The organism is Stagnihabitans sp. (assembly GCF_964946895.1).
This window is the reverse complement of the sequence record NZ_CBBQHX010000020.1, coordinates 53836-80540: the sequence shown is the minus strand read 5'-3', so window position 1 is coordinate 80540 and position 26705 is coordinate 53836. Positions and strand designations below refer to the sequence as shown.

Sequence of the window (26705 nt, the reverse complement as noted above, 5' to 3'; positions counted from 1 at the left end):
CAGGCGTGGGAGGCGGCGGTGGCCATGCTGGACCGCGTGCGCATCCCGGATGCCCAGCGTCGGGCGCGGGCCTATCCGCATGAATTCTCGGGCGGGATGCGGCAGCGGGTGATGATCGCCATGGCCTTGCTGGCGCGGCCCGCGATCCTGCTGGCCGATGAACCGACGACGGCTTTGGACGTGACCATTCAGGCGCAGGTGCTGGATTTGATGTCGGAACTGGCGCGGGAGATTGGGACGGCGGTGATCCTTGTCACCCATGATCTGGGCGTCGTGGCGCGGATGGCGGACCGGGTGATCGTGCTGTACGGCGGGCGGATCATGGAGGAGGGGCGGGCGGAGGAGATGTTTGCCTCTCCCCGGCATCCCTACACCAAGGGCCTGATGGCCGCGACGCCGCGTCTGGCGGATGCGTTGGAGGCGCGTTTGGGCACCATCCCCGGCACCCCGCGATCAGGGGGGGCGATGTTGCCGGGCTGCCCCTTTGCGCCGCGGTGCAGCCTGAAACAGGCGGTGTGTGAGACGCAGCCGGTTTTGGTGACACGCGGCTCCCGGCAGCTGGCCTGCCATCTGGAGGCGCTATGACCCTGCTGCAGGCGCGTGATCTGGATGTGGGCTACCCGATCGCCGGGGCCACGCTGTTTGCGCCGGCGCGCATCCTGCCCATCGTGCATGGCGTGAACCTGACGCTGGAACCGGGACAGACGCTGGGCATCGTGGGGGAAAGTGGGTGCGGCAAGTCTACGCTGGGCCGGGCCTTGCTGCGGTTGACGATGCCGACCGGGGGACAGGTGCTTTGGCAGGGGCAGGACTTGGCCAGCTTCTCGGCGGCGGACCTGCGCCGCAAGCGGGCCGAAATGCAGATCATCTTTCAGGACCCTTTGGCGGCCCTCGACCCAAGGATGACCCTGGGCAAGATCATTTCCCGCCCCTTGGCCACCTTCGCGCCCGACCTGTCCAAGGCCGAACGGCAGGCAAGGGCCATCCACGCGCTGGAGGAGGTTGGCCTGTCAGAGGATTTCGCCCGGCGCTATCCGCATGAAATCTCGGGCGGGCAGGCGCAAAGGGTGGGGATTGCGCGGGCGCTGATCGGGCGGCCGAAGCTGATGATCTGTGATGAACCGGTCTCGGCCTTGGATGTGTCGATTCAGGCGCAGGTCATCAACCTGCTGATGGACCTGCAGGACCGGATGGGGCTGGCGTTGGTCTTCATCTCGCACAACCTCGCCGTTGTGCGCCACATCAGCCATCAGGTCATGGTGATGTGTCTGGGCCATGTGGTCGAGGTGGCGCCGCGCAACGCCTTCTACGCCGGTCCCTTGCACCCCTATTCCCGCGCCTTGATGGATGCCGTGCCCGAACCCGATCCGGTGCGTGAAAAAGGGCGACGCGGCTCGGCCCTGACCGGCGAATTGCCCTCGGTCCTGAACCCGCCCAAGGGCTGCGTCTTTGCCACCCGCTGCCCCTTGGCGCAGGCCCTGTGCCACGCCGAACGCCCCGCCTTGCGCCACTTTGGCGACCGTCAGGCGGCCTGCCATTTTGTAAAGACCCCCACGTGAAAGTGCCGTCATGGAAGACCTGAAACCCCTCGCCCGGGCTTGGGCCAGCCTGCCGCAAATCTCCTGCGTCCATGCTTCGGGGGACGGGGCTTGGGCCTTCTGGTGCGGCTCTGGCGGCGGAGAGGTGGAGGACGCCTTCTGCGCCCCCCTCGCTGCGCCGGGATTGGTCGAGCAGCTGACCTTCGGCACCGACCATGTCCAGATCCGCGATGTGTCGCCCGATGGGCAGGTGCTGATCCTCGCCCAATCGCGCCACGCCGATGAACATGACCACCTGCTGTTGCTGGACCGCCGGGTGGGAAACCGGCTGCGGCTGCTGACTCCCAAGCAGGACAGCCATTTCGTTTATGGCGGGGAACTGACCCGCGATGGCAAGGCGGTGATCTTCGCCGCCGATTATGATTATGCAACCCAGACCGTCACCCGACAGGGCCTGATCTGGCGGCAGGATTTGACAACCGGCGCAAGGACGTGCCTTGCCCGGACGCCGCAGTTCAACGGTCAGGCGCCGCTGCAATCGCCCTCCGGCGCGCGCATCCTTCTGAACGTCAGTGAAAGGGCGGCGGGCTCGGGCCAGGTCTGGGTGATGAACGCCGACGGCTCCGGCCTGCGAGAGGTCTTTGCCTTGGGAGAGCGCAACTTCAGCCGGGGCAAATGGCTGGACGATGACCGCATCGTGGTGGTGACCGATCGCGGCGGACGCGATGAGTTGGGCATCTTCACCCTCTCGGCAGGCACCACCCGCTGGCTGGGCGGCGAGCCGCAGCTTTTGCCGCATGACGTGGTGGTGGGGCCGGGGCTTTTCGCCTGCATCACCCATCACGACAGCCACACCGGGGCGGTGGTTTTCGATGCCTCGGGTCAGCGGCCCCTGCCCAACCTGTCCGGTCGCCGCAGCCTGCTGCCGCACGCCGCCCTGCCCGACGGCGGTTGGCTGGCCGAGGCTTATGACGCCTCTGCCCCGCATGGTCTGGTCAAGGTCGCGCCGGATGGCACCTGCCGCAGGCTGATCCCGGCCCAGCCCTCGACCCGCCGCCACCGCGCGCCGCGCGCGTTCTGGTGGGACGCGGTGGATGGCAAAAAGGTGCAGGGCTGGCTTTATGAACCCGAAGGCCCGTCCAAAGGCATCATCGCCTATGTCCACGGCGGCCCGACCTGGCATTCCGAAGACTGGGTCAACCCGCGGATCGGGTTCTTTGTCCAGTTGGGCTACACCGTGCTTGATCCGAACTATCGCGGGTCCACCGGCTTCGGCTATGCTTGGCGCGAGGCGGTCAAGACCGATGGCTGGGGCGGCAGAGAACAATCCGACATCCGCGCCGGTCTTGAAGCCGCGATTCATCACGGCTTTGCGCCGCGCAAGGTCGCGGTGATGGGCAATTCCTACGGCGGGTTTTCCAGCTGGTTCGCCATCACCCGCTTCCCCGATCTGGTGACGGCAGCGATCCCCATGTGCGGCATGTACAAGCTTGACATCGACTACAACGAGACCGACCAGCCCCACCTCAAAGCCTATTCCGAAGAGATGATGGGCGGGACCCCCGATGAGGTGCCGCAGAAATACGCCAATGCCAGTCCGGGCAATTTCATCAAGGATATCAGGGGCCATGTCATGATCGTCCACGGTCTGGCCGACAGCAATGTCGGGCCGCAGAACACCCATGTCGCCGTGGCCGAGTTGACAGCGGCCGGCATTGCCCATGAGGTGATGCTCTTTGACAACGAGGGTCATGGCATCTTCCGCCGCACCAATGTCGAAACCTACCTGATCCGCGCCGCCCGCTTTCTGGACCGCGCCTTTGCCGAGGGAATGCGATGCGCCTGAAGGATTTCTTTGTCGCCGGCCCCTATGACGATGGCGATGCGGTGACGGGGCATTATTACGAGGCAGCCAGCCCTGACCCCGCCCGAGCGCAGGTCTGGGGCTATACGGATCGGCTCAGCTACGCGCCGGGGGATGAGTTGGTGCTGCACGCCATGTCCTCGTCACCCACGGCGCGGCTGGAGATATTACGCGACGGGCTAAGCCCGGAAAAGCTGGTCGATACAAGGGTTGCGCTTCGTTTTGAGACGACGCCAGAGGATTGCTCGGTCAAGGGCTGCGGCTGGCCCGAGCGGTATCGGCTGACGATTCCCGCCGCATGGCGCTCTGGCGTTTATGTCGTGCGGCTGACCGTGGCCGGGCATCAGTCGGAACATATGTTCGTGCTGAAAGCGGCCCAACCCGAAGGCCTGCTGATGATCCTCGCCACCGGCACATGGTGCGCTTACAACGACTGGGGCGGGTCGAACCACTATCAAGGCATCACCGGCCCGCACCGCGCCGAGTTCGCGCCAGAGGTCAGCATCCACAGGCCCTGGGCCAAAGGCTTTGTCCGCTGGCCCGAGGATGCGCCGCGCATCCCGCATGCCTCGCCGCTGCTGTCCAAGCCGCGCTATCCGCATATGGACTACGCCCGCGCCAAGGGGATTTCGAAGAAATACGCCTCCTCGGGCTGGGGGGCCTTCGAACGCCCCTTCGCCCTGTGGGCCGAGGCGCAGGGGATCGCGCTGTCCTATGCGACACAGCACGACCTGCATGGCAACCCCGCCCTGCTGGACGGCTACACCCGTGCCGTGATCGTCGGCCATGACGAATACTGGACATGGGAGATGCGCGACCATCTGGAGGCATGGATTGACCGGGGCGGCGAACTGGCGCGGTTCGCCGGGAATTTCTTCTGGCAAACCAGGCTTTCCGCCGATCTTTCGGTGCAGACCTGCTACAAATACGCCGCCCCGCAGCGGGACCCGACCCCCGAGCCCAGGCGCCTGACCAGCTATTGGGACCACCCGCAGGTGAAGCGCCCGGCGGTGGCGACCATGGGCCTCACCGGTTCGATGGGCGTCTATGCCGGGTGGAGCCGCTGCGCCGCACATGGCGCGGGCGGCTTCGCGATTTACCGGCCCGAGCATTGGTCGGTCAAGGACAGCGGGCTTGGCTATGGCGACGTGCTGGGGGCAGAGGCGAAGATCTTCGGGTACGAGGTGGATGGCATCGACTACACCATGACCCACGGCCTGCCCTTCGCGGTCGAGGGTGTGGGGCTGGACGGGGCGCTGACCATCATCGGCCTGTCTCCGGCCACCACCTTGGCCCATTCGACCGGTCCGCAGGATGCCGACAGCTTCATCGGGCGGCTGGATGCGGAGGAGGTGGCCATGGTGGTCTATGGCGCGGTCAATGCCGAAACCCTCGGCCGCGCCAGCCGCGGCAATGGCTGCATGGTGGAATATCGACGCGGCAAGGGGGCGGTCTACAACGCCGGATCCTGCGAATGGGTCGCGGGATTGATCAAGGGCGATGCGGTGGTGGAACGGGTCACCCGGCGGATCTTGCGCGGCGTCTGGGGCCAGTAGGGTGGGGTTATAACCCCACCCTACGCCGACTTGCGGTGTTCATGGAGCGAGATGTAGACCGCGCAGGCGATCAGGATGGCGACGCCGAGGAAGGTCCAGCGGTCCGGGAAGTCTCCGAAGAAGATCAGGCCGAGGAGGGTCGAGGTCACCATCTCGGTATAGGCCAAGGGCGCCAGCAGCGATGCCTCGGCATGGTCATAGGCGCGCACGATGCAATAATGGCCGATGTTGGCAATGGCGGCGAGCGAGAGGAACTGCAGCCACTCCACCGGCGTCGGGGTCTTCCAGACCAGGGCCACAAGACCGGAGGCGATGACCGCGCCGATGGCATTGGTGTGGAAGGTGGTGACGATTGCCTTGGTGCGCCCGGTGATGCGGCGTGTCAGCAGGAAATACAGCGCCAGACTGGTGCCTGAGGCCAGCGCCAGCACGCTGCCGGGGTTGAGCGCCGTCAGGCCGGGGCGGATGATGATCAGCGTGCCCAGGAACCCGACGCAGACCGCGGCCCATCGGCGGGGGCCAACGGTCTCATTCAGGATCAGCGGCGACAGCGCTGTCAGGACAAGGGGCTGCACGAAGAAGATCGCCAGCGCATCGGCGATGGGCAAGGACTTCAGCGCGGAAAAGAAGAAGAAGGTCGAGGCCATCAGCAGGCAGGCCCGCAGGGTGTGGATGCCCGGGGTCTGCGGGATCAGCCCGCGCGCGCCCGTGTGGCGCGCCGCAAAGGGCAGGGTCAGCAGCGCGCCGAAGGTCAGCCGCGCCCAGACGATCTGCAAGACAGGCATCCCCGCCCGCCCCATGACCTTGGCGATCACGTCGATGCAGGGCAGCACGGCCATGGCGGCGAGCATCAGGGCAATGCCGATGAGGGGAGCGTGTCTGGGCAAGGGCATACTTTCAGGCGATGCGGGCTTTGGCTGGCCCCGGGGCGCTGCCCCGGACCCCGGGATATTTGCCCAAATGTGAAAGGGGTCAGAGGAAGGCTTTCAGCACGGCGGCGAGGTTCTGGCCCAGTTCGGGGCAAAGATAGCCGCCCTCCTGGACGATGAGGGTGGGCAGGCCAAGGGCGGCGATCTGGCACCCGATCTGGGCGAAGCCCGGCGTGGTGACGGCGAGGCCCGCAAAGGGGTCGCCCGCGAAGGCGTCGAGGCCGAGGGCGAGGACGAGCGTGTCAGCGCCCCAAAGGGTGATCGCCTCCAGACCCTGGTGCAGGGACTGCAGGAAAGCGGCGTCGGCGCTGCCGCGCGGCAGGCAGAGGTTGAGATTGGCCCCCTCTCCCGCGCCCTCGCCGCGTTCGGCAGGATAGCCCCAGAAGAAGGGATAGTAGCGCTCCGGATGGGCGTGCAGCGAGACGGTCAGCACATCGGGCCGGTCGTAGAAGATGCCTTGTGTGCCGTTGCCATGGTGCAGGTCAACGTCCAGGATGGCGACCTTGCGCCCCGATAGGGTCAGTTGCTGGGCCGCGATGGCGGTGTTGTTGAGGTAGCAAAAGCCGCCCGCCAGTTCGGCAAAGGCGTGGTGACCAGGGGGGCGGCAAAGTGCATAAGCGCTGCGATGTCCCTGCAGGATCAACGCACTGCCGGCGATGGCCGACTGGGCAGAGGCATAGGCGGCCCCCCAGGTCTCGGCCGAAATCGGACAGGAGGTGTCGGTCATGTGATAGCCGGCCTGACCCACCGCCGACAGCGGGTAGCCATCGCTGCGGTTGGCGGGGTGGATGTTGGGGATCACCTCGGCCGAGGCGCCGGGGATGTTCTGCCAGCGCGCGTGGATCGTCTGCAGGAAGGTCAGGTAGCGCGCCGGGTGGACGGCGGCGATGGCATCCATGCCATGATCCGCCGGGGTCTGGACCGGCAGGCCCAGAGACTGCACACCCGACAGCAGGGCGTCAATGCGGCTTGGCTGCTCGGGGCAGGGTTTGGGCGCGCCCGACGAGAGGAAGAACTTCGGATCATGGGCGCGTTGGCCCGGATGGTAAAGCGTGATCATGTCAAGGAATCCAAAGCTTTGCCGTCAAGGATCATCATCTCGTAGCCGCGTTTGAGAAAGCCGGTCTTGGCGTAGAAGCGGGTGGCGGCGGCATTGTCGGGGCTGACGCCGAGGGTGATGAACCGGGCGTTCCAGGTTTGCTGCCGCATCACCTCGGCCAAGAGAGCGCGGGCGAGGCCGGTGCCGCGCGCCTCGGGTGCCACGTAGATGTCCTGAATGTAGACGCCGGGCTGTCCCCTATGGGTTGAGAAGTCGGGATAATACAGCACCATGCCTTGCGGCGCGATCAGGCCCCAAAGCAGGGGGCGCGGGGCGAACAGCGCCTGCGACAGGGCCGCCGTGGCACCCACCTCATAGGTGCCGCCGTCATGGTCGGACAGGGCTTGCAACATGGCACGCAGGGCGGGCAGGTCAGCCGCACTGACCGGCTTTATGGCAGCTGTGGCGTTCAAAAGGCCACCTTGTCGCGGCCCTTGAGGTGCAAGATCGCCCGCGCCTCGTCTGGCGTGGCGATGCTGCGGCCCAGACGCTCGACGATCTCGCGGATCAAGGTGACCTGCTGGGCGTTGCTTTCCGCCAGAACACCTTGGGAAATATACAGATTGTCCTCAAGCCCAACGCGGACATGGCCACCCATCGCCGCCGCCATCGTGGCCATCGGGATCTGGGCGCGACCGGCGGCGAGGACGGAAAACTGGTAGCTGTCGCCAAACAGGCGGTCGGCCGTGCGCTTGAGAAGGGTCAGGATTTCAGGCTCTGCCGGCATGCCGCCAAGGACGCCGAAGACGAACTGGATGAACAGCGGGGCCTGGATCAGACCGCGGTCGACAAAGTGCTTCAGCATGGTCAAGTGACTGATATCATAGCATTCAAACTCAAACCTTGCGCCGCGTTCCGCTCCCATTTCCGACAGGACATGGGCAATGTCGCGCGGGGTGTTCTTGAACACCACATCGTCAGAGGCCTCCAGGAACGGCTTTTCCCAGTCGTGCCGGAAGGTCTTGATGCGGGCCAGCATCGGGTACAGCGCGAAGTTCATTGACCCCATGTTGAGGCTGCACATCTCTGGCGCATTCGCCTTGGGGGCGGCAAGGCGCTGCTCCAGCGTCATGGTGGCCGACCCGCCGGTGGTCATGTTGATGACGGCGTCCGTCGACATCTTGATGGCAGGCAGGAAGCCCGCCCAATGGGTTGGGTCGGCAGAGGGGCGGCCGGTCTGCGGGTGGCGGGCGTGCAGATGCAGGATGGCGGCCCCGGCCTTGGCAGCACCGATCGCGGACCCGGCAATCTGCTCAGCCGTGTAGGGCAGATGCGGCGACTGGCTGGGAACGTGGATCGAACCGGTGATGGCGCAGGAGATGATGATTTTGGACATGGGGCCCTCCGCGTCCGAGAGTGGCATGGCAGGGGGGGGGATGCAACGGGTCTGGCGGTTGGGCCATAGCGCGCCAAGGGGTTGAGAACGCTGGGTTAACGCGGGAGCTTGGGGCAGGAACGCCAGTCTTGCCGGCCGCCTGCTTCCGTCCCTGCGCCCGGGAAGATGGGGCAGCGTTGGGGATTTCGGACGAATCGCACAGGCCGTGGCCCTGTGTGGGAAATTGCGGTTGCGGCCCGACCCGGGGTGTGCCCGGTGCGTGGCCTTTGCGACGGTGGCCAAAGGCGGTGGGGGGGGCGCCGCCACAGCAGTCTGCGCCAAGGCCGGTCGGACCGCCTCGCCTGGGATCAAGCGGTGCGGGCTGTGCCCGTAGGGTGGGGTTGAACCCCACCCTACCGGACGCTTGACAGGTGCCTCGGTTTGTTGAACATTTGTATAACAGGCGCTGGGCCTGCTTGCGGGAGGCGCCGATGGACCCCACTCATGCCATTCTGTTCGAGCCGGTGAAAATCGGCCCGGTCACCGCGCCGAACCGGTTCTATCAGACGCCGCATGCGACGGGGTTTGGCTGGCAGCGCCCGCAGGCCGGGGCGGCGCTGCGCGGGGTGAAGGCCGAGGGCGGCTGGGGGGTGGTATGTACCGAATATTGCTCGGTCCATCCGTCCTCGGACGACAGCCCCTATGCCTTTCTGACCCTGTGGGGCGAGGAGGATGTGGCGCCCCTCGCCGCCACCGCCGACGCCATCCATCGCCATGGCGCGCTGGCCGGGGTGGAGCTGTGGCATGGCGGCGGGCACGCGGCCAACCGGATGACCCGCCTGCCCTCGATGGCGCCGATGGCACAGCCTGCGATGTATCATTTGCCCACCACCTCGCGGGCGATGGACCTGTCGGACATTCGCGACTTCCGCCGCTGGCAGCGCGAGGCGGCGGTCAGGGCCAAGCGGGCCGGGTTCGACATTGTCTATGTCTATGCCGGCCACGATTACCTGCCGTTCCAGTTCCTGTCGCGGCGGACCAACCAGCGCTCGGACGCCTATGGCGGCAGTCTGGAAAACCGGGTGCGCCTGCTGCGCGAGATGATCGAGGAAACCCGAGAGGCGGTCGGCGATACCTGCGCCGTGGCCTTGCGGCTGGCGGTGGATGAATTGCACGGGCCGGAGGGGATCACCTCGGACGGAGAGGGGCGCGAGGTTGTGGCCCTGCTCGCCGATCTGCCGGACCTGTGGGATGTGAATTTGGCAGGGGCCCTGGGCAATGACTCGAAGTCGGCCCGGTTCTCGGCCGAGGGGTTCCAGGAAGACTATGTCAAGTTCGTCAAGGGCTTGACCGGCAAGCCCGTGGTGTCCGTCGGGCGCTTCACCTCGCCGGACCGGATGGTCAGCCAGATCCGGCGCGGGGTGCAGGATTTCATCGGCGCGGCGCGGCCCTCGATTGCCGACCCCTTCCTGCCCACGAAAATCCGCGAGGGCCGCGCGGATGAGATCCGTGAATGCATCGGCTGCAACATCTGCCGGGCGGCCAACAACGAAGGCGTGCCCCTGCGCTGCACCCAGAACCCGACGATGGGGGAAGAGTGGCGCAAGGGGTGGCATCCCGAACGGATTCCCCCCCATCCCGGCGGCAAGGTTCTGGTGGTGGGGGCCGGGCCTGCGGGGCTGGAGGCGGCGCTGAGTCTGGGGCGGCGCGGGCTTGAGGTCGCGGTGGCCTTTGCCGAACGCGCGCCGGGGGGCCGGATCAACCGGGAAAGCACCTTGCCGGGGTTGGCGACCTGGGGTCGGGTCCGGGATTGGCGGCTGACCATGTTGGCCAAGCTGCCCAATGTGACGCTGTACCCGGAAAGCCGCCTGACGGCTGGGGATGTGCTGGGCTTTGACGCCGATCATGTGGTCCTGGCAACGGGCGCGCATTGGCGGCGCGACGGGGTTGGGGTGATCGGCATGACGCCGCAGGCTTTCCCCGGCGCGCTGACCCCCGATGATGTCTTCGCCGGGGCCGCGATCAACGGCCCGGTGGTGATCTATGATGACGAGCATTACTTCATGGCCGGCGCCCTGGCCGAGAAGCTGGCTTTGGCAGGCCATGACGTCACCTATGTGACGCCGCAGAACCTCGCCTCGGCCTGGACGGTCTACACCGACGAACAGGGCTTCGTGCAGGCCCGTCTGATCGAGGCCGGGGTGCGGCTGGAGTTTGCCAGGCTGGCGGTCGGGCTGACCGATCAGGGGCTGCAGACCCAATGCGCCTATACCGGGCGCGCGCTGGCGGCACGGCCCTGCGCAACCCTGATCCTGGCCACCGGGCGGCTGCCGGCGGATGGGCTTTATTCTGAACTGGCGGGCAAAGTCGCCTCACTGGCGCGGGTCGGGGATTGCCTGATGCCCTCTTCGATGGCCGATGCGATCTATTCGGCCCACAGCCATGCGCGCGAACTGGGCGAGCCACCGCAGCCCCTGCGGCGCGAGATGCCGCCACATCGGGGTGTGCAATGAGACGCCCGCGCGCCCGCGGCGGCATCCCGCAGCGCCCCTTCGGTCAGGTGCCGCTGACCTATGCCCCGCTGGAGGTGATCTCGGCCGATCAGGTCGAGGCGATCCATCAGGCGGCTTTGACCCTGCTGGCGCGGACCGGGTTGAAGGTGCTTTCCGCCGAAGCGCGGGCCCTTTTTGCCCGCGCCGGGGCCCAGATTGCCGCCGAGATGGTCCGCCTTGACCCCGCCTTGGTGGCGGACCTGCTGGCCTCGGTCCCGCGGACCTTCACGCTGGCCGCGCGCAATCCGGCCAAATCGCTGCGCTTTGGTGGGCGGGACATGGTCTTCGCCTCGGTCGGCGGGCCGGCCTATGTGATGGACATCGACCGCGGCCGTCGCGACGGCACCCATGCCGAGATGTGCGAATACCTCAAGCTGATCCAATCCCTCAACGTCGTTCAGCAAGAGGGCGGCGGCCCGTTCGAGCCGATGGATCTGCCCGCCAACACACGGCATCTCGACATCTATCTGGCGCAGATCACCTTGCTTGACAAAAGCTGGCAGACCCAGACCCTTGGGCTGGCGCGCACGATGGACGGGATCGAGATGGCCGCGATCATGTTCGGCTGCACGCCGGACAGCCTGCCGGTCAGCCTGCTGGGCATCATCAACACCAACTCGCCGCTGCAACTGGACATCCCGATGGCCGAGGGGCTGATTGCCATGGCCCGCCACGGACAGGTCAACGTGATCACGCCGTTCACCTTGGCCGGAGCGATGGCGCCCGTCAGTATCGCCGGCGCGCTGGTCCTGCAACATGCCGAGGCGATGGCGGGGATCTGCCTGACCCAGATCGTGAAGAAGGGCGTGCCGGTGATGTATGGCGGCTTCACCTCCAACGTCGACATGCGCTCGGGCGCGCCCGCCTTCGGCACGCCGGAATATGCCAAGGCCGCGCAAGCCTCAGGTCAACTGGCGCGGCATATCGGGGTGCCGTTCCGGTCGTCGAACGTGACGGCGGCCAATGCGGTGGACGCGCAGGCGGCTTATGAGTCCCAGATGGCGCTCTGGGGGGCGATCACCGGCGGCGTCCACCTGATCGAACACGCGGCGGGCTGGATGCATGGCGGGCTGACGGCCAGCTACGAAAAGCTGATCCTCGACGCCGAGATGCTGCAAATGATGCAGGCCTGGATGGAACCCTTGGCCACCGACGCCGCCGCCCTTGGTTTGGAGGCGATTGCCGAGGCCGGGCCGGGCGGCCACTTCTTCGGCACCGCGCAGACCATGGGGAGTTACGAGACGGCCTTCCACGCGCCGATGCTGTCGAACTGGGACAACTATCCGACGTGGCTGGAGAAGGGCGCCGAGGAGGCCCCACGCCGCGCCAACCGGCTTTGGAAGGAACTGCTGGCCGGGTATGAGGAGCCGAAGCTGGATGTGGCGGTGGCGGAGGCTTTGGCGGAGTATGTGGCGAAGCGGAAGGCGGAGGGCGGGGCGCCGATGAATTGAGGGTGGAGGTGGGAAAGCTTTACTTCAAGCCATAGTACTTCAATGCAGCTTCGGTAAGAACTTTGGTTCCGACAGAAATGCCAAGATTCCAAACTCCGCTCGCCATCTTTCCTGCCTTTTCTGCAATCCATATTTTAGCTTTTGCGCCGAAAGGTTCCTCTGTGCTCTCTGGGGTCTCGCTGGCTAATATTTGAGCAAACTCCTCTGCTTCTTTTTTCGTAACTCCCTTTTCGACAAGCGCGGTAACAACTGAATCTGATTCACCGCGGCCAATGGATAGCATGAGGCCTGAGATTACACCTGAATTTGAGATCGCAGTATAATTTCCGTGAATAACTTGATTGGTAATTTGGGAAACCTTCTGCTGTTCCTCCGATCCAACACTAACCCTCACTGGGCCAAGAACGATATCTGATGCAATTGGTGTCTCTTTCTCGATTTCTATGGTTAACTCCAAGACTCGTGATCGCACCGCACTTTGTATCTCTACCAAAGCGCCGACTGAAAGTGATCCGGTAACTGCGATGATTGTGTCGTTCGGATAGATTTTGCCCTGCAACGCAAGCATCAAATTCGATGCATTTATACTTAGGCTACCCTCGGTTTTCGCGCCAGAAACCAAGCTATCAATAGACGCGACGCTTTGTCGGCATTCATAGTTTGACCATTTTTCACCGGCAAACTTCTTTATTAAAGCGTTTGGAACAGGTGCGTTACGCATACCGGAGCCCGCGTATCCGCTGGTATCAACTTTGTAGGTGACTCCCAATATCCGATAATCGGGGAGTGTTACATCATTCGGATAGCCCTCCGACTCGAACCGAACCCACTCGGCGAGAGGAACGCTGCCCAAGCGTGATGCGAGAAAACGCAGTTTCAAAAGAATCGGGCCAATATCCTGATCCTGTTCCATTAGTGAAGCTTGGATCTCACGCAAAAGGCTCATGCAACCTATCCTATGTCACTCGCCCCAGGTCCTCTCCAGCAGCCCCAGCCAGTTTTCCGAGGTCAGTTTCTTCACCAGCGCTTCGCCGTATTGGTGGTCGAGCATGGCTTGTTGCAGGTTGGGCAGGCCGGTGACGTCTCCGATGCCTTTGGGGATGGTGGCGCCGTCGAAGTCGCTGCCCAGTCCCACGTGATCTTCGCCGAGGTGCTCGATCAGGTGGTCGAGGTGGGCGAGGGTGTCTTCCCAGCCCATGTCGGCGGATTGTTTTCCGTCGCGGCGCAGGAAGGAGGTGGCGAAGTTCAGGCCGACCATGCCCTGCGACTCCTTGATCACGGCAAGCTGGCGGTCGGTCAGGTTGCGCGAGGATTGCGTCAGGGCGTGGGCGTTGGAGTGGGTGGCGACCAAAGGCGCGGTCGACAGGGCGGCTATGTCGTTGAAGCCCTTCTCGTTGATGTGGCTGAGGTCGATCATCACGCCCAATTCGTTGCAGGCCTTGATCAGCCGCTTGCCGGCCTCGGTCAACCCGTCGCCGGTGTCGGGGGAGGCGGGGTAGGCGAAGGGGACGCCGTGGCCGAAGATGGTCGGCCGGCTCCAGACCGGGCCGAGCGAGCGCAATCCAAGCGCGTGGAAGGCGTAAAGCGCGTCAAGGTCCGGGCCGATCGCCTCGGCGCCCTCCATGTGCAGGATGCCGGAGATGACGCCCTTGGCCATGTTGGCGCGGATTTGCGCGGCACTGGTGACCAGCTGGAAGCGGCCCTCCGAGGCGCGCTCCATCCACAGCATGTGGTTGGCCATCGCCCAGGCGGTCGGCAGCGCATCCGACGCCGGGATCAGCTTCGGCAGTGGCAGGCGGAACGGCGGGTTTTCCATCAGCTGCTGGAAGTCGATGCCGTCATCCTCGTGCGGCGAGGGGATATAGATGGCGAAGAAACCGCCGACAAAGCCACCCTTCTGCATGCGGGGCAGGTCAAGGTGGCCCTTGCCCTCGCCGGTCAGCCAGATCGCCTCGCGGTGCTGCGGGGCATTGTACAGGCGCAAAAGGATGTCGTTGTGGCCGTCGAACGTGGGGAACATGTGGGGCCTCTGGCTGGCGGTGGCACGCGGGGGTTTCACACCCCCGCACCCCCGTGGGATATTTGGGAACAAATGAAAAGGGCGGCGGGCATCGTCTAACCTTCCAGCATGCGGTCGGCAGAGGCTACGAACAGGGCGCGGGCATAAGGCGTGGTCATGGCGGCGGAGGCCAGCGCCTCACGCGACAGTTCCTCGACCGCTTTGCCATGCTGCATGACCAGGATGCGGTCGCACATGTGGTCGATCACCGCAAGGTCGTGGGACACCATCAGGAAGGTCAGCCCGCGTTCCACCCGCAGCCGCGACAAAAGGTTCAACGTCTCGGCCTGAACCGAGGCGTCCAGCGCCGAGGTCGGCTCGTCCAGCAGCAGGATCCGCGGTTGCAGCATCAGGGCGCGGGCGATGGCCACGCGCTGGCGCTGGCCGCCCGACAGCTGGTGGGGATAGCGGAAGCGGAAGGCGGGGGGCAGGCCCACGTCGATCAGCGCCTGCTCGATCTTGGCGTCAGTGCCCTTCTGGCCGTGGATGGCCAGCGGCTCGCTCAGCACGCGGTCGATGGTGTGGCGCGGGTGCAGCGAGGCATAGGGGTCCTGAAACACCATCTGCACCTGACGCGCAAAACCCGCCCCGCGCGGGTGGGCCAGCGGCTTGCCGTCGATGCGGATCGTGCCGCCGGTGATGGGCGCCATGCCGCAGATGGCGCGCAGGATGGTGGACTTGCCGGACCCCGACTCCCCCACAAGGCCGAAGCTTTGCTGCGCCTCCACCTTCAGCGAGACATTCTCCACCGCGCGGACATGGCGGCCGGCGGTGTGAAAGGTGACGGACAGGTTTTCAATCTCGATCAGGGCCATGTCAGCGCGCCCAGTCGGCGTTGCGGTCCAGCGCCGGCAAAGGCCCCCGGGTGCCACCGATGCGCGGCAGGCAGTTCAGCAGGCCCTGCGTGTAGGGGTGTTTGGCGTGCAGCAGGTCTTTGGCCGCCAGTTCCTCGACGATCTTGCCCTTGTACATCACCAGCACCCGATCACAAAAGCGCGCCACCAGCCGCAGGTCGTGGCTGATGAAGATCAGACCCATGCCGCGGGTCTTCACCAGATTGTCCAGGATCGACAGCACCTCGGCCTGCACCGTGACATCCAGCGCCGAGGTCGGCTCATCGGCGATCAGCAGGTCAGGGTCGGGGATCAGCATCATGGCGATCATCACGCGCTGGCCCATGCCGCCGGACAGCTCATGCGGATAGGCCTCCATCACGCGCTCGGGGTCGCGGATCTGCACGGCAGCCAGGGCGGCCAGCGCCTTGGTGCGGGCTTCGGACCGCGAGGCGTGGTCGCGCTGGCGCAAGCCTTCCATCAGCTGGGCGCCCACTTTCATCACCGGGTTGAGCGAGAATTTCGGGTCCTGCATCACCATGGCGATCCGGCGCCCGCGCAGCGCGCGCAATTGCGGCTCGCTGGCCGCCATCAGGTCCTGCCCGTCAAAGGTCATCGCATCCGCCGCGATCCGGCCCGGCTTGCGGATCAGGCGCAGCACGGCCCGCCCGGTCATCGTCTTGCCAGAACCCGACTCCCCCACGATGCCCAGCCGCTCGCGGTTCAGATCAAACGACACGCCGCGCACCGCTTCCACCGGCCCGGTCTCGGTATCGAAGGTCACGCGCAGGTTCTTCACCGACAGAAGGGTCATTTGCCGGCACTCCGCGGGTCCAGCACATCGCGCAGCCCGTCGCCCAGAAGGTTGAAGCCCAAAGAGACGATGAAGATCGCCAGCCCCGGCATGGTGGCGACCCACCATTGTTCAAACAGGAACTTGCGTCCGGCCGAGATCATCAGGCCCCATTCGGGCAGCGGCGGCTGCACGCCCAGACCCAGAAAACCCAGCCCCGCCGCCGTCAGGATCACCCCCGCCATGTCCAGCGTCACCCGGATGATGACAGAGGGCAGGCACATCGGCATGACATGCCCCCAGATCAGCCGCAGCGCAGACGCGCCCTGCAGGCGGGTGGCGGCAATGTAGTCAGAGTTGCGCACGGTCAGCGTCTCGGCCCGCGACACCCGGGCATAGGGCGGCCAGCTTGTCAGCGCGATGGCCAGCACCGCGTTGACCATGCCCGGCCCCAGCACGGCCACCAGCGCCAGCGCCAGGATCAGCTTGGGAAAGGCCAGAAAGATGTCGGTGATCCGCATCAGCACCGCATCGACCCAGCCGCCAAAGAAGCCCGCCACCGTGCCGATGATCAGCCCGACAACCGGCGCCGTCAGGATCACCAGAAGCACGATGTACAGCGTGATGCGCGACCCGAACAGGATACGGCTCCAGATGTCGCGCCCGAAATCGTCTGTGCCCATCCAGTGGCCGGGGGTCAGGGGCGGCTGAAGGCGGATCGACAGGGTCTGGGTGATCGGGTCATAGGGCGCCAGCAGCGGCGCAAAGATCGACAGGAAGATCAGCGCCAGCGAGATGATCAGCCCGATCATCGCCAAGGGGTTGCGGCGAAAGCGCAGCCACGACAGCCAAGTCTGCGCCGCCCGCGATTGCAGGCGCGACTTGGGGTTGGGGTCCATCAGCCAGGCGTTCAGCGTCGTCATCGCGCCCTCGGATCTGCAAGGCGGTACAGGAAGTCGGAAAACATGTTGATGCCGATATAAACCGCACCGACAACGATCGTGCCGCCCAGAACGGCAGGCATGTCGGCGACCATCAGCGCGTCGGTGATGTAGCGGCCAAGCCCGGGCCAGGCGAAGATCGTCTCGGTCAGCACCGCGCCCTCCAGCAGACTGGCATAAGACAGCGCGATCACGGTGATCAGCGGCACCGCCACATTGCGCATCGCATGCACCCAGACCACGCGGCGTTCCGGCATGCCCTTGACGCGGGCGGTGGTGATATATTCCTGCCCCAGCTCGTTCATCATGAAAGACCGGGTCATGCGGCTGATATAGGCCATCGACAGATAGCCCAGGATCGAGGCGGGCAGGATGATATGGGACACCGCGTTCCAGAACATGTCCCACGCCCCCGCCAGCGCGGTGTCGATCAGGATCATGTGGGTGACCGTCGGCACCTGCATGTCGTACATCATGTCATAGGCGGAATCGAGCCGCCCCGGTCCGCCAACCCAGCCCAGATGGCCGTAAAACAGCAAAAGCCCCATCAGGCCCAGCCAGAACACCGGCATCGAATAGCCCATCAGCCCGATCAGCCGCACGATCTGGTCGCGCCACGATCCGGGCTTGGTCGCCCCCAGCACGCCCGCCGGAATGCCGATCACGATGCCGATCAGGATGCCCAGCGTGGACAGCTCCAGCGTGGCGGGGAAATAGCGGCCAATCTCGGTCAGCACCGGATCACGGGTGTGGATCGAGGTGCCCAGATCGCCGTGAAAGACATCGTTCACATAGATCAGGAACTGCATCCACATCGGATCATCCAGCCCCAGCTTGGCGTGCAGCGCGGCGATCTGCTCGGCCGTGGCCCTTTCGCCCAAGATCGACATGACCGGATCAATCGGCACCACGCGGGCGATGACGAAGGTCACGGCCAACAGGCCGATGAAGGTGATCAGCAGCGAAAACAACGTGCTCGCGGTCTGCTTGACAAAGCGGATCGCGGCAGGGGCGTGGACGGGGGCGTCTGACAGTTCGGCCATGGGGGGGGGCGCGCGCCGCACGGGCTGCGGCGCGCGCGGGTCCTTACTTGGTGGCCAGCCAGTAGGCCGCGGCGTCAACCGCGCCACCGGTGTAGAAGTCCTTGACGGTCGCGCGGATGCCGGTCTGACGGGCTTGCTGGAACATCAGGATGAAGGGCGAGGTCTCGCGGTGGGTCTTCTCGATCGCCTCGTTGTCGGCCTTGCGCTTGTCGGGATCGCGCTCCATCACCGCCGCTTGGCTGGCCGCCGTCAAAGCGCCCGGATCATACGAGTTGCGCCAGGCCAGATAGCCGGTGGCCTTGGCCGCGTCCGAATTGTCGGGGTTTTCCGCGAAGGTCGAGGAGTTGGTGTTCGGGTCGGGATAGTCCGGGCCCCAGGTCTGCAGCGTCGCGTCGTGCAGACGGGCGCGGTAGTCCTTCAGCTGTTCGGCCCCCTCGCCAACCTTCAGCTCCACCGTGATGCCAATCTGGCCGAAGGTGTTCTGGATCGACTGCGCCACATCCATGCGGTCGGCGGCGTTGCGGACTTCCAGCGTGATCTTGGGGTCCTTGATGCCCGATTCCGCCAGCAGCGCCTTGGCCTTGTCGAGGTCCAGCTTGTAGGGCAGATCGTCCAGCGCCCCCAGATAGCCCTGCGGCAGGAAGCTTTGGTGCGGGATCACGGCGCCCTTCATGATGGTGTCGGCCATGCCCTGATAGTCAATCGCCCAACGCATCGCGTCGAGGAACTTGGCGTTCTTGTAATTCTCGTTCTTCTGGTTGAAGGCCAGATAATAGACCTGACCGCCCACGTCATTCTGGATCGCCACATCCTTGTTGTCCGCCAGACCGGCGACATCGGTGGGCGTCAGCGCGCGCGCCACGTCCACATCGCCCTTTTCCAGCTGCAGACGCTCGGTCGCAGCTTCCGGGATGTGCTGGATGAAGACGTTCTTGATCTTGGCATCGCCGCGCCAATACCCGGCACGCGCCTCAAGAATGATGCCTTCCTTCGGCTTGTAGGACTTCAGCGTATAAGCCCCGGTGCCGGCGGAATTGTTCTTCAGCCATTCGTTGCCCATGTCGCCATTGACGTCATGCTGCTTGACGGTCTCGGCATCGACGATCGAGGCCACGCCCGCCGTCAGGCAGTTGTACAGGAACGTCGGCGCGAAGGGCTTCGACACCTTGATGGTCAGCGTGTCGCCTGTGCCGGTGATCATGGTATCGACGTTGTCCGCCGACCAGCCGAACTGGTTGAGGATGAAGGCCGGGGTCTTGTTGACCTTGACGGCGCGCTGCAGCGAATAGGCCGCCGCTTCCGCCGTGACCGGGTTGCCGGACGAAAAGGTCACCCCGGGCTTCATCTTGAACGTATAGGTCACGCCGTCATCGGCCACCGACCAGCTTGCCGCCAGACCCGGCTCCAGCGCCAGCGTCGCGGGATTGATCTCGACCAGCCCGTCATAGGTGTTGTTCACAACATCAAGGCCGGAAAATTCGTAAGCTTCCGCAGGGTCCAGCGAGACAATGTCGTCAATTGCGGCAGCAATCACGAGTGTATCGGCCGGGGTTGCGGCCATAAGGGCCGACGGCGCGGTTCCCAACAGAAGGGCGGCAAGCGTCGCTGCGCCGACGTTGCGGGCGAAGGGAAGAAAGGTCATGTGTAACTCCCTGTTTTTGTTTACGTATATTTCAGGCACCGGCCCCGTTGGCTGAGTCCCGGTTCAATCCTTGATCGAGTGGGCAACTTTCATGCGCCCTTGTCAACCACCGGCCGACAGGAACTGCCCAAGCCCTGTGCAACTGCCCGGGCCTTGGGCAAAGGCTCAGCCCGCTGCGGCCGTGGCGTAAAGATCCGTGGCCCGCACCATGGCGTCGGCGATGCCCGGCTCGGTCCCGGTGTGGCCGGCATCGGGCACCAGGATCAGACGGGCCTCGGGCCAGGCCGCCGCCAGATCCACCGCCGTGCGGGGCGGGGTGCAGACGTCATAGCGGCCCTGAAGGATGGTGCCGGGCAGGCCCCGCAACCGATGCGCCTGCGCCAGCAGCCAGCCATCCTCGGCAAAGAAGGCGCGGTTGTGGAAATAGTGGTTCTCGATCCGGGCAAAGGCTTCGGCAAACCCGCCCGCGTTCCACGCCGCCTCCCGCGCAGGGTCCGGCAGAAGCGAGATGGTCCGCCCCTCCCACAGGGTCCATTGCCGGGCGGCCTCGGCGCGGGCGGGGCCCTCGGGGCCGGTCAGCAGGCGGTGATAGGCCGCCACCATCGCGTGCCGCTCGGCCGGGGCGATCGGTGCCTGATAGGCGGCAAAGGCCTCGGGAAACATCTCACTGGCGCCGCCCTCTTCATAGAACCAGTCGATCTCGCGCTGCCGGGCGGTGAAAACCCCGCGCAGGATCAACGCGGTCACCTTTTGCGGATGGGTCACCGCGTAGCTCAGCGCCAGCGTCGCCCCCCAGGATCCGCCAACCACCTGCCAGCGCGCGATCCCCAGATGCTGCCGCAACGCCTCGATGTCGGCGACAAGGTGCCAGGTCGTGTTGTCCTCCAGGCTGGCGAAGGGGGTGGATTGGCCGCAACCGCGCTGGTCAAACAGGATGATGCGATAGCGCGCCGGGTCATGGCCCTGCCGCAGAAACGGCGAAATGCCGCCGCCGGGTCCGCCATGCAGGACCAGGGCCGGTTGCCCTGTCGGGGTGCCGCATTCCTCGAAATGCAGCTCGTGCCCCGCCGAGACCTTCAGCCGTCCGGTCCGGTACGGCTCCAGCGCAGGATAAAGCGGTCGGCGGTCGGTCATCGGCATCTCCTTGCCGCGCAGCTTCCAAGGTCCTGCGCCGCGCCGCAAGCCTCTTCATCTTGGCCCAAAGACGCATCTGACCCGGCCAGCCCTTGCCGCTCCGGTTCCAGCCCCTATCATGGTGCCAAAGCGGAGGACGCCATGACACGACTGGCACTGGTTACGGCGGGCAACAGCGCCATCGGACGGCATCTGGTGCTGGGGCTGGCGGGGGCGGGCTATGCCGTGGCCTTCACCCACCTGAACGCCGCCCCTGATGCGGCAGCGCTGGTCGCCACTGTTGTCGCGGCGGGCGGTCGCGCGCTGGCCGTCGAAAGCGACGCCGGCGAGGAGGCGCAGGTTCTGGCCTTCCACGCCGCAGCCCGCGATTGGGCCGGGGTGCCGCCGCAGGTCCTGATCAACAACGCCGGCATCCAGACCTGGTCCAGCCTGCTTGACCTGTCCGTCACCGATTGGGACCGTGTCATGGCCACCAACCTGCGCGGCACCTTCCTCAACACCCGCACCGCCGCCAAGGCCATGCAGGCGGCAGGGCAGGGCGGGGCGATCGTCACCCTCGGCTCGGGCTGCAACAAGCTCGCCTTCCCGCGTCTGGTCGACTACACCGCCTCCAAGGGCGGGATCGAGCAGTTCACCAAGGTCGCCGCCTCGGAACTCGGCCTCTTCGGCATCCGCGTCAACTGCATCGCCCCCGGCGCCATCGCCACCGAACGCACCGCCGCCGAAGCCGGCGACTACGCCGCAACCTGGAGCCCCCTGACCCCGCTGCGCCGCATCGGCACCCCGCAAGACCTTGTCGGCCCCATGCTGTTCCTCATCTCCGAGGCCGCAAGCTTCGTCACCGGCCAGACGCTTTACGTCGATGGCGGGGTCTTCTCGCAGGCGCCTTGGCCCTATCCCACCTAAGTCATTGGCGTGCCAACGATTAGGCCGGCCTTTTCCCGGACTTAGGAACAAAAGTCTTGCACTTGCAGCGGCGATCCATAGCCTGATCCACAGCCCGTTCAGCGCCTGTTGCGCGATCCGTCCTGTTCCGCCCCCCCGGGAGCCGCCGATGACCCGCCATGATCCAGCCCTGTCCCCCATTGAGGCGTTGCGCGCCAATGTCGCGGTGCCCTTTGAACGCGCCTTTGCCATGCCGAAATCGGTCTATACCTCGCCCGACTTCGCCGCACTCGAGGTCGAGCACATCTTCGCCCGGGACTGGCTTTGCGCCGGCCGCGCCGATGCGCTGAAAGAGCCCGGCGATTACCTGACCCTGACCATCGCCGGGGAACCCGTGATCATCCTGCGCGACAAGGACAGCCAGTTGCGCGGCATGTCCAACGTCTGCCGCCACCGCATGTCCACCCTTCTGGAAGGGCGCGGCCATGTCCGCTCCATCGTCTGCCCCTACCACGCCTGGACCTACAACCTCGACGGCACCCTGCGCGGTGCGCCCGCCATGGCCGCCAACGAAAGTTTCTGCCGCGAGGCGATCCGCCTGCCCGCTGTCCGGGTCGAAAACTGGCTCGGCTGGATCATGGTCACCCTGAACCCCGACGCGCCCGCGCCCTCGGTGGCGCTGGCGGATGTGGAAAAGCTGGTCGGCCATCTGGACATGGCAACCTATGTCGAGAATTTTCGGGAGACCTTCCGCTGGAACACCAACTGGAAGGTGCTGGCCGAGAATTTCATGGAAAGCTATCACCTGCCGGTCTGCCATGCCGGCACCATCGGCGGCGCGGTCGACCTGATGAAGATGACCTGCCCCGAAGGCACGCTGGCCTTCAACTATCATTACATTGTCAAGAACGACACGGTGCCGCTGGCGCTCGCCCATCCCTCCAACACCGCGCTCAAGGGCGATGACCGCCGCATCACCTGGCTGCTGGCCATCTACCCCAGCCTGATGATCACCCTGACGCCCGGCTATTTCTGGTACCTGTCGCTGACCCCGCAGGGCCCCGATCAGGTCGATGTCCTGTTCGGTGGCGGGATGAGCGCGGAATGGATGGCCGACCCCGAAGCCGGCTCGCATCTGGCCGCCGTCAAGGCGCTGCTCGATGACGTGAATGTCGAAGACAAGGGCTGCGTCGAAAAGGTCTATCGCGGTCTGGTGGCGGGCCTGTCGGACCCCGGTCCGCTCAGCCATCTGGAGCGCCCGAACTTTGAATTCGCACAATATCTCGCCTCGAAGTTCCCACAGGCTTGATTGCCGCGCCCGCGGTGCTACTTGGCGGGTATGACAAAGACAGCCCTGATCGTCAGCCACGGCCAACCCTCTGACCCCGACAGTGCCGAGGCCGCCTTGGCCGATCTGTCCAACCGCGTCGCAGTCCACCTGCCCGGCTGGCAGGTCCACAGCGCTACACTCGCCAAACCCGGCGCCCTGGCCGCCGCAGTCGACGGGCGCGCCCGGGGCCTGGTCTATCCCCTGTTCATGGCCGGTGGCTGGTTCCCGATGGTGGAACTGCCGCGCCGGATGGAGGCGGCGGGGGCAGAGGATTGGGCCTACCTGCCGCCCTTCGGTCTGGACGCAGGCGTGCAGGCCTTGGCGCGCACCGTCTTGACCGAGGCCGCCGCAAGCGCCGGACGCACCCCGGAACAGACCAAGGTCCTGCTCGCCGCGCACGGCTCCTCGCGCAGCACCGCCCCGGCACAGGTGGCCCACGCGCTGGCGCAGCAGATCAAACGCGCCGGCTTTGCGCGGGCAGAGGCCTTCTTCATTGATCAGGCCCCGCAGATCTCCACCGCCACCGGCTTTGACGCGGGCGCGCTGTGCTTGCCCTTCTTCGCCGCCGAAGGGGGACATGTGACCGACGACCTTCCCGGGGCGCTGGCTGCCGCGGGCTTCCCGGGCCGCCTCTTGCCGCCGCTCGGGCGCGACGACCGGGTTCCGGGACTGATTGCGGCCGCGTTGCAGGCGTAGGGTGGGGTTGAACCCCACCCTACGGGCGTTGCGTTAACAACCGCCGGCAAACGCCCTGTAACTACACGGAAATGACGGATGACTTACGGCAAACCGACGTGAAACCTACGGCCCAAACCGCTGATTTTCCACGTTAACCAGCGCAAAATCAGCCGATTCGCCGTGCCGCGCCAAGCCGCCTTAACCCTTCCTTCACACCCGGCTCAGACCGTATAAAGGTACAGATCGAAGTCCACTTCCGACACGGTCCGCATCACCCGCTTGTACTCCGCCTCCATGATGGCGGTGAAGGTGCGGTGCATGTCCTCGCCCAAGGCCCCCTTCAGGAAGTCCGAGGCCTTGGCCGCCTCAATCGCCGACCGCCAATCCAGCGGAATCGCCGGCGCATCCGCACCGTTGGCATAGCCATCGCCGGTCGTCTCCGGACCGGGGTCGATCTGGTGCTTCAAACCATGCCGAATGCCCGCCAAAACCGTCGCCGCCACCAGGTAAGGGTTTGAATCCACACCCGCAGGCCGATGCTCAATCCGCCGCGCCTTGATGTCCCCCGCCGGAATCCGCAGCGCCACCGAGCGGTTGTTGACCCCCCAGGTCGGGCTCACCGGAGCGTAGGAATTGCTGGCAAAGCGCCGCCACGAGTTGGCATGCGGCGCAAAGACCAGCATCGATTCCCCCATCGTCGACCGCAACCCGCCGATGGCATGCCTGATGGTGTCCGACCACAGGCCCTCAACCGCCTCGATGAACACGTTCTTGCCCGTAACATCTTGCATTGACACATGAAAATGCATGCCAGACCCGGCATAGTCCTCGTTCGGCTTGGCCATGAAACAGGCCGTCACACCATGCGCCCGCGCGTTCATCCGCACGATCCGCTTCAGGCGCATCAGGTCGTCGGCGGCCTGAACCACGTTTTCGCGGTAGTGCAGCGTCATCTCGTACTGACCCGGGGCGAATTCGGAAATCAGGGTTTCTGCCTTGATTCCAATCAGTTCCGCCGCCTTGTAGATGTCATTGAACAAGGGCAGCATGCCATGCAGCTTGTCCACCGAATAGACATCGGTCTTGTTGGAACTCCGCCCATCCAGCACATCCCGCGCCGGAACCATCTTGCCGTCCGGGCCCCGGTGGTTCTCCAGCAGGAAGAACTCCAACTCAAACGCGCCAGCCGGGAAAAGCCCTTCAGCCGCCAAAGCATCCACCTGCCGCTGCAAGGCATGGCGCGGGTCAGAGGTCATCGGGTGACCTTCAAGGTCATACATGCTCATCAAGACCTCGCCGCGCGGCGGGGTGGTCTTGTGCAGGGCCTTCAGCGTGCCGGGGATCGGCCAGGCCCGGCGGTCGCCATCGCCCTGATCCCAGATCAGCCCGGTCTCATGGACATCCTCGCCACAGATATCGAGACCAAGGATCGAGATCGGCAAAAGCCGCCCATTCTTGTAAAAAGACAAGAGCTCATGGCGCCTTATGATCTTTCCCCGGCCAATTCCGTTCGCATCGTGCAAGACGATATCGAAGGCCTCAACCTCGGGGTGGGCGTTCAGAAAGGCTTCCGCTTCGTCAACAGTAGAGCCGGAGGGGCTGGTCATGGTCATTCTTTCAAGCCGTCAGTTCGGTCAGCACTTCGTCGAAGGTGGCAATCAGGGCATCGACCTGACGCTTCTTCGTGGCGGGGCTGATCAGCATCATGTTGTGGAATGGCGCAATCAGGCAGCCGCGGTTCAACAGCGCCATGTGAAGCGCCGCCTCGACCTGCGGTTGGTGGGCAAGGGCTGCCTCGGCGCCGTTCTTCAGCGGGCCGGGGGCGCAGATGAACTCCACACGCGCGCCGACACGCAGGGCGTGCCAGGGCAGGTCGTGGTCCGTGATCGCCTTGGACAGCCCCTCGACCAGACGCTGGGCGAGGCTGTCCATGTGGTCGTAGGCCTCGGTCGTCATCACTTCGGACAGTGTGGCGCGCAGGCAGGCGAATTGCAGGGGATTGGCCGACAGTGTGGTGCCCATGCCAGAGTGGCCCGAGGGCCGGTTGGCATTGGCGGCCTGATAGCGGATGGCGGTCTTGGCCGACAGGCCCCAAGCGGCGGTCGGCAGGCCGCCCGCCACGCATTTGCCCACCACGAAAATATCGGGCTGCAAGCCATGCACGCGGGTATATCCACCATAACCCGTGGAAATCGTGTGGGTTTCGTCAATGATCAGCAGGCTGCCATATTGGGTGGCCAGACGGCGCAGGCCGTCCAGAAAACCTGGTTGCGGCAGGACCATGCAAGAGTTGGTCATCACAGGCTCGGTCAGGATGGCGGCGACCTCGCCCTCGGCAAGGGCGGCTTCGACACCGGCCAGATCGTTGAACTCGCAGCAGACAGCAAGCGGGGCCAGATCGGCCACCTGACCCAGCAGGCCCGGACGGTTGACGGTCTTTCCGTTCTGCAGGGTGACGAAGGTGTCATCAACGGTGCCATGATAACAGCCGTTGAAAACCAGAACCTTGGGCCGCCCCGTAACCGCCCGCGCCACCCGCAGCGCAAAGCGGTTGGCATCGGTGGCGGTGGTGGCGATTTGCCAGCGGAAATCGCCAAAGGTTTCCGACAACAGGCGACCGGCGTCCAGCGCATCCTGGGTCGGCAGCATATAGGTCAGACCCTTGCGGGCCTGCGCCCGGATCGCCTTGGCCACCGGCTTGGGCGAATGGCCGAACATCGAGCCGGTGTCGCCCAGGCAGAAGTCGTTGATCTGATAGCCATCTATGTCGGTGATCGTGGCCCCTTCGGCCTCGGCCACCAGGGGCAGGTGCGGCATCGGCCAGTCTTTCATCCAATGCAGCGGCACGCCGTCCAGATAGACGTCGGCCGCCTTGGCCATGGCGCGGGCCGAATTGGGCCGGGTGGTGGTGAAACGGCGTGCCTCGCGCAGGGCGAGGGCTTCCAGTTTGTCGCGGCGGAGTCCGGCGATGTTTTTGGAAAGGGGCATGGCAGGTCCTTCAGGTTCGGCCCCTTATGTCGGAAAATTTGATCAAATGGAAGACCGCAGAGCAGCGCCTGACGG

Annotated in this window: 23 protein-coding genes; 9 read left to right on the top strand and 14 right to left on the bottom strand. The window is 65.2% G+C overall.

What is annotated here, in order from left to right:
- The 4 genes from AC1Y2B_RS14090 to AC1Y2B_RS14075 all read left to right on the top strand — a co-directional run.
- On the top strand, positions 1-585 hold a 585-nt coding region (locus tag AC1Y2B_RS14090; protein ID WP_482253739.1), incomplete at its 5' end, for an ABC transporter ATP-binding protein.
- Positions 582-1559: an ABC transporter ATP-binding protein gene (locus tag AC1Y2B_RS14085; protein WP_482253738.1), complete on the top strand. Its 978-nt coding sequence runs from the start codon at positions 582-584 to the stop codon at positions 1557-1559. The genes AC1Y2B_RS14090 and AC1Y2B_RS14085, both read left to right, overlap by 4 nt.
- Before the next feature lie 10 nt (positions 1560-1569).
- Positions 1570-3384: a S9 family peptidase gene (locus AC1Y2B_RS14080; protein WP_482253737.1), complete on the top strand. Its 1815-nt coding sequence runs from the start codon at positions 1570-1572 to the stop codon at positions 3382-3384.
- Positions 3375-4958 carry a N,N-dimethylformamidase beta subunit family domain-containing protein gene (locus AC1Y2B_RS14075; protein WP_482253736.1) on the top strand — a complete coding sequence of 528 codons (1584 nt, stop codon included), beginning with the start codon at positions 3375-3377 and terminating at the stop codon, positions 4956-4958. The genes AC1Y2B_RS14080 and AC1Y2B_RS14075 overlap by 10 nt, the downstream gene beginning before the upstream one ends.
- A 20-nt stretch (positions 4959-4978) precedes the next feature.
- Here the strand turns inward: AC1Y2B_RS14075 and AC1Y2B_RS14070 are convergent, their stop codons facing one another.
- The 4 genes from AC1Y2B_RS14070 to kce form a co-directional block, all read right to left on the bottom strand.
- A complete protein-coding gene (locus tag AC1Y2B_RS14070; RefSeq protein WP_482253735.1) occupies positions 4979-5845 on the bottom strand; it encodes a DMT family transporter in 867 nt (288 codons plus the stop codon).
- Between the two features lie 85 nt (positions 5846-5930).
- A complete protein-coding gene (locus AC1Y2B_RS14065; RefSeq protein ID WP_482253734.1) occupies positions 5931-6947 on the bottom strand; it encodes a histone deacetylase family protein in 1017 nt (338 codons plus the stop codon).
- The gene (locus AC1Y2B_RS14060) at positions 6944-7399 is read right to left on the bottom strand and encodes a GNAT family N-acetyltransferase (protein ID WP_482253733.1); all 456 of its coding nucleotides are present in this window, start codon (positions 7397-7399) and stop codon (positions 6944-6946) included. Before AC1Y2B_RS14060 ends, AC1Y2B_RS14065 begins: the two co-directional genes overlap by 4 nt.
- Entirely contained in the window at positions 7396-8322 is a 927-nt protein-coding gene (gene kce, locus AC1Y2B_RS14055) for a 3,5-dioxohexanoate:acetyl-CoA acetone transferase (protein WP_482253732.1), read from the bottom strand. The genes AC1Y2B_RS14060 and kce overlap by 4 nt, the downstream gene beginning before the upstream one ends.
- Before the next feature lie 470 nt (positions 8323-8792).
- Here kce and AC1Y2B_RS14050 point away from each other — a divergent pair, with 470 nt between their 5' ends.
- A complete protein-coding gene (locus tag AC1Y2B_RS14050; RefSeq protein WP_482253731.1) occupies positions 8793-10814 on the top strand; it encodes an oxidoreductase in 2022 nt (673 codons plus the stop codon).
- The gene (locus tag AC1Y2B_RS14045) at positions 10811-12304 is read left to right on the top strand and encodes a trimethylamine methyltransferase family protein (protein WP_482253730.1); all 1494 of its coding nucleotides are present in this window, start codon (positions 10811-10813) and stop codon (positions 12302-12304) included. The genes AC1Y2B_RS14050 and AC1Y2B_RS14045 overlap by 4 nt, the downstream gene beginning before the upstream one ends.
- A gap of 19 nt (positions 12305-12323) precedes the next feature.
- Here the strand turns inward: AC1Y2B_RS14045 and AC1Y2B_RS14040 are convergent, their stop codons facing one another.
- The 8 genes from AC1Y2B_RS14040 to pip form a co-directional block, all read right to left on the bottom strand.
- Positions 12324-13250 (bottom strand): AbiTii domain-containing protein, encoded by a 927-nt coding sequence (locus tag AC1Y2B_RS14040; protein WP_482253729.1) that lies wholly within the window; start codon positions 13248-13250, stop codon positions 12324-12326.
- Positions 13251-13265: 15 nt separating this feature from the next.
- A complete protein-coding gene (locus tag AC1Y2B_RS14035; protein ID WP_482253728.1) occupies positions 13266-14324 on the bottom strand; it encodes a dipeptidase in 1059 nt (352 codons plus the stop codon).
- 95 nt (positions 14325-14419) lie between these two features.
- Positions 14420-15178, bottom strand: a complete 759-nt coding sequence (locus AC1Y2B_RS14030) for an ABC transporter ATP-binding protein (protein ID WP_482253727.1) — start codon at positions 15176-15178, stop codon at positions 14420-14422.
- Position 15179: 1 nt separating this feature from the next.
- The gene (locus AC1Y2B_RS14025; RefSeq protein ID WP_482253726.1) at positions 15180-16010 is read right to left on the bottom strand and encodes an ABC transporter ATP-binding protein; all 831 of its coding nucleotides are present in this window, start codon (positions 16008-16010) and stop codon (positions 15180-15182) included.
- Positions 16007-16912 (bottom strand): nickel transporter permease, encoded by a 906-nt coding sequence (gene nikC, locus AC1Y2B_RS14020; RefSeq protein WP_482253725.1) that lies wholly within the window; start codon positions 16910-16912, stop codon positions 16007-16009. The genes AC1Y2B_RS14025 and nikC overlap by 4 nt, the downstream gene beginning before the upstream one ends.
- Positions 16909-17973, bottom strand: a complete 1065-nt coding sequence (locus AC1Y2B_RS14015) for an ABC transporter permease (RefSeq protein WP_482253724.1) — start codon at positions 17971-17973, stop codon at positions 16909-16911. The genes nikC and AC1Y2B_RS14015 overlap by 4 nt, the downstream gene beginning before the upstream one ends.
- 43 nt (positions 17974-18016) lie before the next feature.
- Positions 18017-19615: an ABC transporter substrate-binding protein gene (locus AC1Y2B_RS14010; RefSeq protein WP_482253723.1), complete on the bottom strand. Its 1599-nt coding sequence runs from the start codon at positions 19613-19615 to the stop codon at positions 18017-18019.
- Positions 19616-19780: 165 nt separating this feature from the next.
- A complete protein-coding gene (pip, locus tag AC1Y2B_RS14005) occupies positions 19781-20749 on the bottom strand; it encodes a prolyl aminopeptidase (protein WP_482253722.1) in 969 nt (322 codons plus the stop codon).
- A 141-nt stretch (positions 20750-20890) separates the two neighbouring features.
- Between pip and AC1Y2B_RS14000 the strand changes: the two genes are divergently transcribed.
- From AC1Y2B_RS14000 to AC1Y2B_RS13990, 3 genes are all read left to right on the top strand, one after another.
- Entirely contained in the window at positions 20891-21655 is a 765-nt protein-coding gene (locus AC1Y2B_RS14000; protein ID WP_482253721.1) for an SDR family NAD(P)-dependent oxidoreductase, read from the top strand.
- A 148-nt stretch (positions 21656-21803) separates the two neighbouring features.
- Positions 21804-22943 carry an aromatic ring-hydroxylating oxygenase subunit alpha gene (locus AC1Y2B_RS13995; protein ID WP_482253720.1) on the top strand — a complete coding sequence of 380 codons (1140 nt, stop codon included), beginning with the start codon at positions 21804-21806 and terminating at the stop codon, positions 22941-22943.
- Positions 22944-22973: 30 nt separating this feature from the next.
- A complete protein-coding gene (locus tag AC1Y2B_RS13990; protein ID WP_482253719.1) occupies positions 22974-23660 on the top strand; it encodes a sirohydrochlorin chelatase in 687 nt (228 codons plus the stop codon).
- Between the two features lie 203 nt (positions 23661-23863).
- On the opposite strand, the gene AC1Y2B_RS13985 is transcribed toward AC1Y2B_RS13990, so the two are convergent.
- Together AC1Y2B_RS13985 and AC1Y2B_RS13980 are read right to left on the bottom strand one after the other, a co-directional pair.
- A complete protein-coding gene (locus AC1Y2B_RS13985; protein ID WP_482253718.1) occupies positions 23864-25249 on the bottom strand; it encodes a glutamine synthetase family protein in 1386 nt (461 codons plus the stop codon).
- A gap of 10 nt (positions 25250-25259) precedes the next feature.
- Positions 25260-26630 carry an aspartate aminotransferase family protein gene (locus AC1Y2B_RS13980; RefSeq protein ID WP_482253717.1) on the bottom strand — a complete coding sequence of 457 codons (1371 nt, stop codon included), beginning with the start codon at positions 26628-26630 and terminating at the stop codon, positions 25260-25262.
- Between the last annotated feature and the right edge of the window lie 75 nt (positions 26631-26705).

Coding starts and splice junctions, on each gene's coding strand:
- AC1Y2B_RS14065 (WP_482253734.1), bottom strand. CDS start 6,947: ATGATCACGCTTTACCATCCGGGCCAACGCGCCCATGATCCGAAGTTC.
- AC1Y2B_RS13990 (WP_482253719.1), top strand. CDS start 22,974: ATGACAAAGACAGCCCTGATCGTCAGCCACGGCCAACCCTCTGACCCC.
- AC1Y2B_RS14025 (WP_482253726.1), bottom strand. CDS start 16,010: ATGACCCTTCTGTCGGTGAAGAACCTGCGCGTGACCTTCGATACCGAG.
- AC1Y2B_RS14000 (WP_482253721.1), top strand. CDS start 20,891: ATGACACGACTGGCACTGGTTACGGCGGGCAACAGCGCCATCGGACGG.
- AC1Y2B_RS14010 (WP_482253723.1), bottom strand. CDS start 19,615: ATGACCTTTCTTCCCTTCGCCCGCAACGTCGGCGCAGCGACGCTTGCC.
- AC1Y2B_RS13995 (WP_482253720.1), top strand. CDS start 21,804: ATGACCCGCCATGATCCAGCCCTGTCCCCCATTGAGGCGTTGCGCGCC.
- AC1Y2B_RS13985 (WP_482253718.1), bottom strand. CDS start 25,249: ATGACCAGCCCCTCCGGCTCTACTGTTGACGAAGCGGAAGCCTTTCTG.
- kce (WP_482253732.1), bottom strand. CDS start 8,322: ATGTCCAAAATCATCATCTCCTGCGCCATCACCGGTTCGATCCACGTT.
- nikC (WP_482253725.1), bottom strand. CDS start 16,912: ATGACGACGCTGAACGCCTGGCTGATGGACCCCAACCCCAAGTCGCGC.
- AC1Y2B_RS14050 (WP_482253731.1), top strand. CDS start 8,793: ATGGACCCCACTCATGCCATTCTGTTCGAGCCGGTGAAAATCGGCCCG.
- AC1Y2B_RS14080 (WP_482253737.1), top strand. CDS start 1,570: ATGGAAGACCTGAAACCCCTCGCCCGGGCTTGGGCCAGCCTGCCGCAA.
- AC1Y2B_RS14045 (WP_482253730.1), top strand. CDS start 10,811: ATGAGACGCCCGCGCGCCCGCGGCGGCATCCCGCAGCGCCCCTTCGGT.
- AC1Y2B_RS14040 (WP_482253729.1), bottom strand. CDS start 13,250: ATGAGCCTTTTGCGTGAGATCCAAGCTTCACTAATGGAACAGGATCAG.
- pip (WP_482253722.1), bottom strand. CDS start 20,749: ATGACCGACCGCCGACCGCTTTATCCTGCGCTGGAGCCGTACCGGACC.
- AC1Y2B_RS13980 (WP_482253717.1), bottom strand. CDS start 26,630: ATGCCCCTTTCCAAAAACATCGCCGGACTCCGCCGCGACAAACTGGAA.
- AC1Y2B_RS14030 (WP_482253727.1), bottom strand. CDS start 15,178: ATGGCCCTGATCGAGATTGAAAACCTGTCCGTCACCTTTCACACCGCC.
- AC1Y2B_RS14035 (WP_482253728.1), bottom strand. CDS start 14,324: ATGTTCCCCACGTTCGACGGCCACAACGACATCCTTTTGCGCCTGTAC.
- AC1Y2B_RS14085 (WP_482253738.1), top strand. CDS start 582: ATGACCCTGCTGCAGGCGCGTGATCTGGATGTGGGCTACCCGATCGCC.
- AC1Y2B_RS14015 (WP_482253724.1), bottom strand. CDS start 17,973: ATGGCCGAACTGTCAGACGCCCCCGTCCACGCCCCTGCCGCGATCCGC.
- AC1Y2B_RS14075 (WP_482253736.1), top strand. CDS start 3,375: ATGCGCCTGAAGGATTTCTTTGTCGCCGGCCCCTATGACGATGGCGAT.